This is a genomic window from Streptococcus sp. OMI870 (genome assembly GCF_047460295.1).
Taxonomy (GTDB): Bacteria; Bacillota; Bacilli; order Lactobacillales; family Streptococcaceae; genus Streptococcus.
In genome coordinates, this window is sequence record NZ_JASHGM010000001.1 from 788,061 (window position 1) to 798,470 (window position 10,410).

General features: G+C 42.4%; 11 protein-coding genes, 9 tRNA genes and 1 rRNA gene. 2 read left to right on the forward strand and 19 right to left on the reverse strand.

Annotation, left to right across the window (positions count from 1 at the left end):
- Positions 1–50: 50 nt before the first annotated feature.
- The 9 genes from QM968_RS03985 to rlmD all read right to left on the reverse strand — a co-directional run bounded on the left by QM968_RS03985 (position 51) and on the right by rlmD (position 7,893).
- Positions 51–2,702, reverse strand: a complete 2,652-nt coding sequence (locus QM968_RS03985; protein ID WP_414382441.1) for a valine--tRNA ligase — start codon at positions 2,700–2,702, stop codon at positions 51–53.
- A gap of 13 nt (positions 2,703–2,715) precedes the next feature.
- Positions 2,716–2,895: a hypothetical protein gene (locus QM968_RS03990; protein ID WP_061563651.1), complete on the reverse strand. Its 180-nt coding sequence runs from the start codon at positions 2,893–2,895 to the stop codon at positions 2,716–2,718.
- A 1-nt stretch (position 2,896) separates the two neighbouring features.
- Positions 2,897–3,262, reverse strand: coding sequence for a hypothetical protein (locus QM968_RS03995; protein ID WP_061563650.1), 366 nt, complete (start codon positions 3,260–3,262; stop codon positions 2,897–2,899).
- Positions 3,263–3,325: 63 nt separating this feature from the next.
- Complete coding sequence (locus tag QM968_RS04000; RefSeq protein WP_414382443.1) at positions 3,326–3,886, reverse strand: GNAT family N-acetyltransferase; 561 nt, start codon at positions 3,884–3,886, stop codon at positions 3,326–3,328.
- Between the two features lie 257 nt (positions 3,887–4,143).
- Entirely contained in the window at positions 4,144–4,491 is a 348-nt protein-coding gene (locus tag QM968_RS04005) for a helix-hairpin-helix domain-containing protein (RefSeq protein ID WP_414382446.1), read from the reverse strand.
- 180 nt (positions 4,492–4,671) lie between these two features.
- A complete protein-coding gene (locus tag QM968_RS04010; RefSeq protein ID WP_013903179.1) occupies positions 4,672–4,926 on the reverse strand; it encodes a DUF1912 family protein in 255 nt (84 codons plus the stop codon).
- Between the two features lie 2 nt (positions 4,927–4,928).
- Positions 4,929–6,275 carry a DUF438 domain-containing protein gene (locus QM968_RS04015; protein ID WP_414382448.1) on the reverse strand — a complete coding sequence of 449 codons (1,347 nt, stop codon included), beginning with the start codon at positions 6,273–6,275 and terminating at the stop codon, positions 4,929–4,931.
- Positions 6,275–6,508 (reverse strand): DUF1858 domain-containing protein, encoded by a 234-nt coding sequence (locus QM968_RS04020; RefSeq protein WP_003005810.1) that lies wholly within the window; start codon positions 6,506–6,508, stop codon positions 6,275–6,277. The genes QM968_RS04015 and QM968_RS04020 overlap by 1 nt, the downstream gene beginning before the upstream one ends.
- Before the next feature lie 32 nt (positions 6,509–6,540).
- Positions 6,541–7,893, reverse strand: a complete 1,353-nt coding sequence (rlmD, locus tag QM968_RS04025; protein ID WP_414382450.1) for a 23S rRNA (uracil(1939)-C(5))-methyltransferase RlmD — start codon at positions 7,891–7,893, stop codon at positions 6,541–6,543.
- Positions 7,894–7,930: 37 nt separating this feature from the next.
- On the opposite strand from rlmD, the gene recX reads away from it, so the two are divergent.
- Positions 7,931–8,713: a recombination regulator RecX gene (recX, locus tag QM968_RS04030; protein WP_414382452.1), complete on the forward strand. Its 783-nt coding sequence runs from the start codon at positions 7,931–7,933 to the stop codon at positions 8,711–8,713.
- Positions 8,714–8,822: 109 nt separating this feature from the next.
- Complete coding sequence (locus QM968_RS04035) at positions 8,823–9,356, forward strand: DUF402 domain-containing protein (RefSeq protein ID WP_009732351.1); 534 nt, start codon at positions 8,823–8,825, stop codon at positions 9,354–9,356.
- Between the two features lie 94 nt (positions 9,357–9,450).
- Here QM968_RS04035 and QM968_RS04040 read toward each other — a convergent pair.
- The 10 genes from QM968_RS04040 to rrf form a co-directional block, all read right to left on the reverse strand.
- Positions 9,451–9,524 (reverse strand) — tRNA-Pro (locus QM968_RS04040).
- Positions 9,525–9,543: 19 nt separating this feature from the next.
- Positions 9,544–9,617, reverse strand: a tRNA-Arg gene (locus QM968_RS04045).
- Between the two features lie 21 nt (positions 9,618–9,638).
- A tRNA-Leu gene (locus QM968_RS04050) sits at positions 9,639–9,724 on the reverse strand.
- A gap of 7 nt (positions 9,725–9,731) precedes the next feature.
- Positions 9,732–9,803 (reverse strand) — tRNA-Gly (locus tag QM968_RS04055).
- A gap of 23 nt (positions 9,804–9,826) precedes the next feature.
- Positions 9,827–9,899 (reverse strand) — tRNA-Thr (locus QM968_RS04060).
- A 17-nt stretch (positions 9,900–9,916) separates the two neighbouring features.
- Positions 9,917–9,998: transfer RNA gene (locus tag QM968_RS04065), tRNA-Leu, on the reverse strand.
- A gap of 6 nt (positions 9,999–10,004) precedes the next feature.
- A tRNA-Lys gene (locus tag QM968_RS04070) sits at positions 10,005–10,077 on the reverse strand.
- Between the two features lie 24 nt (positions 10,078–10,101).
- Positions 10,102–10,174 (reverse strand) — tRNA-Asp (locus tag QM968_RS04075).
- Positions 10,175–10,176: 2 nt separating this feature from the next.
- Positions 10,177–10,249 (reverse strand) — tRNA-Val (locus QM968_RS04080).
- 34 nt (positions 10,250–10,283) lie between these two features.
- Positions 10,284–10,399 (reverse strand): 5S ribosomal RNA (gene rrf, locus QM968_RS04085).
- Between the last annotated feature and the right edge of the window lie 11 nt (positions 10,400–10,410).

The following is a 10,410-nucleotide window of genomic DNA, read 5'->3' on the forward strand; positions in this document are numbered from 1 at the left end:
ATTGATTTCATTATACCAAAAAAACACGGCATTCCGCCGTGTTTCTATGTTTATTTCACCAACTTCTTCATCTCATCAATACGTGCAACTGTCGCGTCGTATTTAGCTTGGTAGTCGGCTTGTTTGTCGCGTTCTTTTTGGACGACTTCTGGTTTGGCATTGGCTACGAAGCGTTCGTTAGAGAGCTTCTTACCGACCATGTCCAGTTCTTTTTGCCATTTAGCCAGTTCCTTGTCGAGACGAGCGAGCTCTTCTTCGACATTGAGGAGGTCTGCGAGTGGCAGGTAGATTTCTGCTCCTGTGATGACGCTTGACATAGCGAGTTCAGGCGCAGGGATGGTTGATGCGATTTCCAAGTGTTCTGGATTTGTGAAGCGTTTGATGTAGTTAACATTGCTGTTAAAGAAGGCTTCCAAGTCGCTATCGCTTGTCTTAACAAGGATGGTGATCGGCTTGCTTGGAGCTACGTTTACTTCCGCACGCGCATTACGAACAGCACGGATCAAGTCTTTGAGACTTTCCACGCCAGTGTGAGCCGCGAGATCTTCAAAGGCTGGATTGACAGTTGGGTATTCTGCTGTGACGATAGAACCTTCTGAGATTTGTCCAAAGATTTCCTCTGTCACAAATGGCATGATTGGGTGAAGGAGACGAAGGATCTTGTCCAAAGTATAAAGGAGTACAGAACGTGTGATGACTTTCTCTTCTTCGTTATCGCTATAAAGGACTTCCTTGGTCAACTCAACGTACCAGTCCGCAAACTCGTCCCAGATGAAGTTGTAGAGGATATGTCCAGCGACACCAAACTCAAACTTGTCAAAGTTAGCAGTTGCTTTTCCGATGGTTTCATTGAGGTTGTGGAGAATCCAGCGATCTGTGACATTTCCAGCTTCCTTGTTGACCACTTTTTCGACATTGGCAGTTGCTTGCTCAAGGGTCAAACCTTCATTGTTCATGAGGATGTAGCGAGAGATGTTCCAGATCTTGTTAATGAAGTTCCATGAAGCATCCATTTTCTCGTAAGAAAAGCGCACGTCTTGACCTGGTGCAGAACCGTTTGAAAGGAACCAGCGAAGGGCATCGGCACCATATTTCTCGATAACATCCATTGGGTCAATCCCGTTTCCGAGAGATTTAGACATCTTGCGACCTTGCTCGTCACGAATGAGACCGTGGATCAGAACGTTTTGGAATGGCTGACGACCAGTGAATTCCAATGATTGGAAGATCATACGAGACACCCAGAAGAAGATGATGTCGTATCCTGTTACCAAGGTTGAAGTTGGGAAGTAACGTTTGAAGTCTTCTGAGTCGACATCAGGCCAGCCCATAGTTGAGAATGGCCAAAGGGCAGAACTGAACCAAGTGTCCAAGACGTCTTCGTCCTGAGTCCATCCGTCACCCTCAGGAGCTTCTTCACCGACGTACATTTCACCCTCGGCATTGTACCAAGCAGGGATTTGGTGACCCCACCAGAGCTGACGTGAGATAACCCAGTCATGGACATTTTCCATCCATTGAAGGAAGGTATCGTTGAAACGAGGTGGGTAGAATTCTACCTTGTCGTCTGTGTCTTGGTTGGCAATAGCATTTTTTGCCAATTGGTCCATCTTCACGAACCATTGAGTTGACAAGCGTGGCTCAACCACGACACCTGTACGCTCTGAGTGACCAACACTGTGGACACGTTTTTCGATTTTAACAAGGGCACCGATTTCTTCCAACTTAGCAACGACTGCCTTACGAGCTTCAAAACGGTCCATACCTGCAAATTCAAAGGCCAAGTCATTCATGGTTCCATCGTCGTTCATGACGTTGACTTGTGGCAAATTGTGGCGTTGACCAACCAAGAAGTCGTTTGGATCGTGGGCAGGTGTGATTTTCACAACACCAGTACCAAACTCAGGATCAGCGTGCTCGTCTCCAACGATTGGAATCAATTTATTAGCGATAGGAAGAACTACGTTTTGTCCAATCAAGTCCTTGTAGCGTGGATCTTCTGGATTGACCGCAACCGCAACGTCCCCAAACATGGTCTCCGGACGGGTTGTCGCAACCTCAAGGGCGCGTGAACCGTCTTCCAGCATATAGTTCATGTGATAGAAGGCACCTTCGACGTCCTTATGAATCACCTCAATATCAGAAAGGGCTGTGCGAGCTGCTGGGTCCCAGTTGATGATAAACTCACCACGGTAGATCCATCCTTTCTTGTAAAGGTCCACAAAGACTTTGCGAACGGCTTTTGACAAACCTTCATCAAGGGTGAAACGCTCGCGAGAGTAGTCTACAGAGAGACCCATCTTGCCCCATTGTTCCTTGATAGTAGTGGCATATTCGTCTTTCCATTCCCAAACCTTGTCAAGGAATTTTTCACGACCTAGGTCGTAACGACTGATGCCCTCACCACGCAAGCGCTCCTCAACCTTAGCTTGAGTGGCAATACCAGCATGGTCCATACCAGGAAGCCAAAGGGTATCAAAACCTTGCATGCGTTTTTGACGGATAATGATATCCTGTAAAGTCGTATCCCAAGCGTGACCAAGGTGAAGTTTCCCAGTCACGTTTGGTGGTGGAATCACGATTGAGTAAGGCTTAGCCTTTTTATCGCCAGAAGGCTTGAAAACATCTTCATCAAGCCATTTTTGGTAACGACCAGCCTCAACCTCGGCTGGATTGTATTTAGGTGAAAGTTCTTTAGACATGTGTGTGTCCTTTCTAGTTATTTCTTTTCTTTTCTTCTATAACTTTATCAACTACCTTAGTAACTAAAGTTTCGACCATGAATTTCATTTGTTTTTTAAATTCTTCACTTTTCAGAAATTCTGTTATCAATTCTAGCATAAATTTAATAACAGCTTTTCCACCTTTAACAGCTAAATCCCCAACATTTGCCATTTTATACTCCTTTTTTTAGCTCACGAATAATCTTTTTTAAATATTTGTTTTTTGTTGTTTTTTCCAAGAAATCATAAGCACTTTGTTTCAAATCATCTCTTTCAATTTCAGGATTAAGTTCAGCCTCAACTTTTAAAGCATGGTATAATGCTTTCGGTTTCAAATCAATACTTTTTTGAAATTCAACTAATTGTAATTTTACTTCGTTGTCAATTTTTTCCTGTAGTTGGGGTGTTATTAGATCAGCTGGTAATACTTCTTTGTACTTATTTATTCCTTCAGATAAGTTAGATTCAAAACGAACTAACTCCTTCTCCTGTTGATTTTCTACTTCCTTAATAATTAAATCCAAGCTTTCGTTTTCCATTTTGTACCTCAATAATTTATATGTTATTTAAACTTTACAAATTTTTTTAATGTCTATACTTAGTTATTTCTCATCCCACTCGCTCTTCAGCAAGCCATATCTCAAATCATCACAGCGGTTGCCTTGAGCATCTTTGCGGTCTCTTATGCGAGCTTCGAGGGTAAATCCAAGTTTCTCAGCAACTCTTTGACTTTGGGCATTGGAACCAAAGCAAGACAATTCTATCTTGTGAAGTCCCAATTCTTTAAAAGTTAAGTCAATCAAGGCACGCGCCGCTTCAGGAACATAGCCTCGCCCCCAATAGTCTGGGTGCAAGGTATAGCCAATCTCCAGCACATCGTCTTCGTGGCGATGGTTGAAGTCAACAGAGCCAATAAATTTATCAGTTCCTTTGACAACAATTCCATAACCATCTGGGAGATTTTCCTTTTGATTGCGCTCAGGCAGGATATGCTCTAGGTAATAAATCTCATCTTCCAAGGTTTTGACGGGTGGGAAGCCTGCTGGGTAAGAAACCTCTGGACGACTAGCATAGTCAAAGATAACCTCAGCATCCGCCACTGTACGGACTCGCAAGACAAGTCGCTCCGTTTCGATTCGTTCTGGTAACTCTGCTCTTGTCATCTTCCTCCCTCGCTTTCTACAAAAAATCGCCCCTGTCATCAATCTGACAGGGACGAATGTGTTTATCCGCGGTACCACCCAATTTCGGGCAGAGCCCGCAACTTTGTATATTTTATTTTCATCCATTAGCTACCAGTTTTGACACATTTGTGGACTTCTCAGCACCGCCACTTTCTGTAAAATGTGGGATTCAAAACACCTCTAACAGGTTCATTTTATCAAGTTTTCCTGGAAATAGCAAGAAATCACAAAAGCGATTATTTAAACTTGACACCAAGTTCTTGCAATTTTTTGATCGTAGCTGGGCCGATTCCTTTAAGGGCCAACAACTCTTTCTCTGTCCAGTTTGCGAAGTCCGCAACAGAGCGAATACCTTCATCATAGAATGTTTGCGCACGATCAAGTGCCACACCTTCCAAACTTGAAGCAAACTCTTCCACTGAAGAAGCCACTTGTTTCACTTCTTTCGCTACTGCTTTTGTAGCTTTCTCAACTTTTTTAGGTGCTTCTTTAACAGCGGCAGTTACAGTTGCGACAGCTTTTTTCAAAAGATGTCTATTTTGATGTTTGTATTGTTTCGCACGGTTTACGTTCTTCTTTGCCATTTTTCCTCCTAAATTCAGTGATCAATTCCTAAGGCAACAAGGTTTCATCACCATAATTCCATTCAATAATCCGTTGATGTCATTTCAACTTTTTTATTGTATCACAATCCCTTAAAAAATCAAGTCATTGCTCAATTTTCAGGTAAATCTAGCTAGTAAAACGCCTTCAATAAGGCCTTTTTAATATTTTCTTTCACCAAAGAGGCCATCAGGTAAATCATGAAATCCTTTTCCAGCATGGAAATTTTCAAACTTCCCTTGTAAGAACTGATAGGCATCCAAACGGCTTTCATAGCGAATCATCGCGATTTTAGCTCGTTCATCCTGGTCTTCATCAAAAACCTTCTTACTCTCTTCTAGAGCCATTTCATTGATCATGACCTGGGTCTTGATCCACTCCTCAAACTCCTTCATAAACTCTGTTTCGTAACTCATCTTTACTCCATTCCTCTATAAAGATCCGTATCGATCTCTCGATAAGGTTGAATGTCCTGAACATATTCCAAGACCCCTTGAAAGTCTCCAGCTTCATCACGCACTGCTGCATAGGTGACATGGACAAATTTCCCACGCGATTCGGATTTGAACCACATTTCATACTTGTCTTTTTTCCCTTCTCGAAGCCCCTGCATAATCGCTTTGACCTTCTCCAAGTATTTTGGCGGGTGACACAGCTCGACATTGCGTCCTACCTGCGACGGCGTCCTCTTGAAAATCATTTCCTCAAAAGGCGCAGCATCGTTATAATATTGGAAAATATCATCCTTATTGACAAAGGTGATCTCCATCGGCAGATGGTTCAAAATCAAATTTGCTTGCTCCACAGATAAGAATCCATGTCCAAAAGCTTGTGGTTGCTGGCGATCGAAACTCTCTTCCTTTTTCTTAGGCCTGAAGGTAATGGTCAGTTGTCCCTCAGGAGTCTCAATGACCTGACATTGCTCGCTTCCATTTGAAGAAAGAGGGGCTTCACCTGAACCTTCTGTCTCTATTGGTCCTTCTTCCTTGAAGTCCACACGTTTCGGTACCCATTTCTCACTCGGAAGGATAATGGCATAACCATAAGCCTCACTTTCTTCCGCGATAGAGAGCCAATCGTCCTGGCTAAAGGCCTCTAATAAAATCATCAAGAGGATCGATTCTTCCTTGAAGATCATGGCCTCAAACTCCTGCGCAAAGGCTTCAAAGCGCTCTTTGACTTCAGAAATACCAGAATCCGGTAGTTCCTTGGCCACCTCCAAAGATTTCGCAAAGAGGTCTCGAATCTGGTCATCCACTCCCCACATCACTTTAGGAGGGGAATCATGCCCATATCGCTCCATAATCGGAAACATCAGCTCTTCCTTGCGACGGTAATGCCGATCAAATTGACCCACCAAGCCCAGCTGACGCAAGAGGCCTTTGTGAATCTCCTGGATCATCTCAGGATCCTCTGTCGTCTCATAATTATCCAGCAAGCGACGGACCCGCATCATAGCGGCCCGAAGAGCCAGGTTCTCCTGTTTAAAGATCTGAACCGGATGACCTGGATGGTCAGTATCTGCCACTTCGACCCCTTGAACAGCATTCTTAAAGAGATTAGCATGGACATCACAAAGCTCCATAACATCTTCAAAAGTAACACCTGCATCTGAATTCATCAGCTCGTGCTCCATGAGGGAAATCTCAATCGCAGAAACCCCTGCAAAAGTCGCATCAAAGCGCTCTTGAACCGACTCAGGGGAAGCTCCATGATGAAGCTCTAATAAGATATCTCTTAAGACGTGAATTCGTTCATCACTCATTAGTCTAGCCCCACTACTTCATAGCCGTTGGCTTCTAGCGTTCGCACAATCTTCTCCATCGGAGTGCCTTCTAATTTTGATCCTTGTTTCAAGGAAACCTTGCGCCCAACTGTATTGCGCATGATGGGGTTGGCTAAAGGTTTAAAGCCCAACTCCACCAACAAGTCCAATACTTCCGGATGTTGATCGATGACTTGAGCCACTGGAATCGATACATCAATAACATTGTCCATTTATTTATTTCCTCTACTCATTCACTTTATTTTCACTTCTTCACTAACTTCACGACAGCCTCTGTCCTTGCCGTATGTGGAAACATGTCCACTGATTGAATGTATTCAACCTGATAAACCTTTGTCAAAGCTACCAAATCCCGTGCCAAAGTCGAGACATTACAAGAGACATAGACCATCTTTTCAGGTGCATAGCGCAACAAGGTCTCAATCAATTTCGCTCCTAATCCTGTACGGGGTGGATCCACAATGACTGCATCTGCCCGATAGCCTTCTTGGTACCAGCGAGGAATGATCTCTTCTGCTGTTCCAGCCTCATAGTGGGTATTCTCAAATCCCATCTGTTTGGCATTGTATTTAGCATCTTCAATCGCCTCAGGAATAATATCCATCCCCCGAACACTTTTCACTCTATTCGCAAAAGCAAATCCAATTGTTCCAACACCACAGTAGGCATCAATTAGATGATCCTCCGGAGAAACATCCAAAGCTTTAACCGCTTCACTATACAATACTTCAGTCTGTTCCGGATTCAGTTGATAAAAGGCACGAGGAGACAGGGAAAATTCATAATCCAAAACACCTTCAAGTATAGCCTTTTCACCCCAAATAATCTGAGTTTGTTCGCCATAGATCTCGCTTGATCGAGACGTATTTTTATTAACAGCAACGGTAACAATCTCAGGGTGTTTCTTGACCAAGTCCTCTACTAAATTGTTTACATTAATCTGGCGACTAGTAACCACAATAAGCTGTACCTGACCAGTCTTCCGAGCCCGTCGAACCATCATGGTTCTAACACCCAGTTCTTTTCGCTCATCAGCAATCGGAATCTGATAGTAGGTCAATAAATCTGCAAGATCATTGGCAATAGCTTGAATAACCGGATCTTGAACCAAACAATCTTTTAATTCCACCAAATAATGCGAATTTTGAGCATAAAGACCCGCCTTGACCTGGCCCTTGAATTTCCTTGTTTGAAATTGCAATTTTGCCCGATAGTAAAGAGGCTCCTGCATTCCGATTGTCGGCCGAATAGCATACTGTTCAAAGCCTTCAGGAGAGTATTTCTTCAAGGCCTGTTGCAATAAATCTTTCTTAAACTCCAGCTGCTTGTCATACTTCAAATGCATGATTTGACAACCACCACAGGTCTCATAGATATCACACATGGGCGTCACCCGATACTTAGATGCCTTATTCACAGATAGGAGTTTGGCTTCCGCAAAATTTTTCTTGACACTTGTAATTTGACAGAAAATATCTTCGCCCTTTAAAGCCCCAGGCACAAAGACAAGTGTTTTTTTATAAAAGCCAATCCCTTCTCCGTTAATTCCCATTCGTTTAATTTTCAAAGGAATTTTTTGTTTTACTTTAACGTTCATATCCCTATCTTAACACATTTTTCGGTATAATAAAAACATGAAAATTACAAAACTAGAAAAGAAAAAAAGACTCTACCTCCTTGAGTTAGACAACGATCAAAAACTATATATTACGGAAGACACCATCGTCAAATATTTCCTTTCCAAAGAGAAAGAAATCAGTGAAGAAGAGCTAAAAGAAATCCAAGAGTTTGCACAATACTCCTATGGTAAAAACCTGGCCCTTTACCATCTTTCTTTTAAAGCTCGGACAACAAAAGAAGTCCGAGACTACCTTACAAAATATGAGATTGATGCTGCCATTATTGATAAAGTTGTCCAACACCTCACAGAAGAAAAGTGGTTAGAGGATCGTCAGTATGCCAGAAACCTGATAGAGGCCAACCTCCTCAGTGGCGATAAAGGCCCTGTCTTATTACAACAAAAAATTCAACAAAAAGGAATCCCAAAATCTATCCTTCAAGAAATTTTTGCTGACTATGATTTTACAGAAGTTATCAGCCGTACCGCAATAAAACTCCAAAAGAAATACCAAGGAAAATACCCCTTAAAAGCCATTGAAACGAAAATCATCCAAGGACTCATTTCAAAAGGTTTTGCATACAACCAAGCAAAGATTGCATTCCAAAATCTTGAACTTGAAGCAGATGAAGAAACAACCAATGAGCTCATCCTAAAAGAGTTAGAAAAACAATACCGTAAATACAGTAAAAAATATGAAGGCTATGACTTAAAACAACGTTTAACCCAAGCATTAGCCAGAAAAGGGTACGACTATTGTGATATAACATCAGCCATTAGAGAATTTTTAGATTCATAAATTCCCATTCAAAAATCAAATTTAAAATAAAATGGAAAAATAAGAAAAAAATTAAAAAAATATGTTATAATATAGACGATGTACTTAGATTGTAGAAAGTTGGTAAGTTATGAAACTACCTAAAGAAGGCGACTTTATTACAATTCAAAGTTATAAACATGATGGCAGTTTACACCGAACATGGCGTGACACCATGGTATTAAAGATAACCGAAAATGCAATTATTGGAGTAAATGATCATACACTTGTAACTGAAAGTGATGGCAGACGTTGGATTACACGTGAACCAGCAATTGTTTATTTCCATAAAAAATATTGGTTTAACATCATCGCCATGATCCGTGACAATGGTGTGTCCTACTACTGTAATTTAGCAAGTCCATTTCTTATCGACCAGGAAGCCTTAAAATACATCGACTACGATCTCGATGTCAAGGTCTTTACCAATGGTGAAAAAAAATTATTAGATGTTGAAGAATATGAGCAACATAAAGAAAAAATGGGCTATTCAGATGACATTGACTACATTTTAAAGGAAAATGTTAAAGTACTAGTTGATTGGATAAACCAAAACAAAGGTCCTTTTTCTGAGGAATACATCAAAATTTGGTATAACCGTTATGTTGAACTGCGAAACAAATAAAGTTGGAAAGAGCGAAAGCTCTTTTTTTCATATCATTCATTTAACAAACTACAAAAAAAGCCTAATGATAACATTAGACTTTTTTAAAAAACTATCGGGAAGACAGGATTCGAACCTGCGACACCTTGGTCCCAAACCAAGTACTCTACCAAGCTGAGCTACTTCCCGAACTAAAGCTTACGCTTTATGCACCCTAGAGGAGTCGAACCTCTAACCGCCTGATTCGTAGTCAGGTACTCTATCCAGTTGAGCTAAGGGTGCTTCTTCTCTAACCTAAGTCTATGCCGAGGACCGGAATCGAACCGGTACGATCGTTACCAATCGCAGGATTTTAAGTCCTGTGCGTCTGCCAGTTCCGCCACCCCGGCTGCCTCAAGCGAACGACGGGATTCGAACCCGCGACCCCCACCTTGGCAAGGTGGTGTTCTACCACTGAACTACGTTCGCATCTGTTTCTTTATATAAAAAAATGCCGGCTACATGACTTGAACACGCGACCCTCTGATTACAAATCAGATGCTCTACCAACTGAGCTAAGCCGGCTCATTATTATTCTTCTATGCGGGTTAAGGGACTTGAACCCCCACGCCGTAAAGCGCCAGATCCTAAATCTGGTGCGTCTGCCAATTCCGCCAAACCCGCAAAATATGACCCGTACTGGGCTCGAACCAGTGACCCATTGATTAAAAGTCAATTGCTCTACCAACTGAGCTAACGAGTCTTAAAATAATTTTCATTATCTTAACGGTCCCGACGGGAATCGAACCCGCGATCTTCGCCGTGACAGGGCGACGTGATAACCGCTACACTACGGGACCTATGGGAGTTAACGGGATCGAACCGCTGACCCTCTGCTTGTAAGGCAGATGCTCTCCCAGCTGAGCTAAACTCCCAAATGAGCCTAGATCTCTCTAGACTCAATCTCTTGCTAAGCGACTACCTTATCTCACAGGGGGCAACCCCCAACTACTTCCGGCGTTCTAGGGCTTAACTTCTGTGTTCGGCATGGGTACAGGTGTATCTCCTAGGCTATCGTCACTTAACTCTGAATGCT

What these genes read in the sequence shown, in the direction of transcription:
- QM968_RS04015 (WP_414382448.1), bottom strand. Translation starts at nt 6,275, where the DNA reads ATGAGTGATGAACGAATTCACGTCTTAAGAGATATCTTATTAGAGCTT.
- QM968_RS04005 (WP_414382446.1), bottom strand. Translation starts at nt 4,491, where the DNA reads ATGGCAAAGAAGAACGTAAACCGTGCGAAACAATACAAACATCAAAAT.
- QM968_RS04000 (WP_414382443.1), bottom strand. Translation starts at nt 3,886, where the DNA reads ATGACAAGAGCAGAGTTACCAGAACGAATCGAAACGGAGCGACTTGTC.
- QM968_RS03990 (WP_061563651.1), bottom strand. Translation starts at nt 2,895, where the DNA reads ATGGCAAATGTTGGGGATTTAGCTGTTAAAGGTGGAAAAGCTGTTATT.
- QM968_RS04020 (WP_003005810.1), bottom strand. Translation starts at nt 6,508, where the DNA reads ATGGACAATGTTATTGATGTATCGATTCCAGTGGCTCAAGTCATCGAT.
- QM968_RS04010 (WP_013903179.1), bottom strand. Translation starts at nt 4,926, where the DNA reads ATGAGTTACGAAACAGAGTTTATGAAGGAGTTTGAGGAGTGGATCAAG.
- QM968_RS03995 (WP_061563650.1), bottom strand. Translation starts at nt 3,262, where the DNA reads ATGGAAAACGAAAGCTTGGATTTAATTATTAAGGAAGTAGAAAATCAA.
- rlmD (WP_414382450.1), bottom strand. Translation starts at nt 7,893, where the DNA reads ATGAACGTTAAAGTAAAACAAAAAATTCCTTTGAAAATTAAACGAATG.
- QM968_RS03985 (WP_414382441.1), bottom strand. Translation starts at nt 2,702, where the DNA reads ATGTCTAAAGAACTTTCACCTAAATACAATCCAGCCGAGGTTGAGGCT.
- recX (WP_414382452.1), top strand. Translation starts at nt 7,931, where the DNA reads ATGAAAATTACAAAACTAGAAAAGAAAAAAAGACTCTACCTCCTTGAG.
- QM968_RS04035 (WP_009732351.1), top strand. Translation starts at nt 8,823, where the DNA reads ATGAAACTACCTAAAGAAGGCGACTTTATTACAATTCAAAGTTATAAA.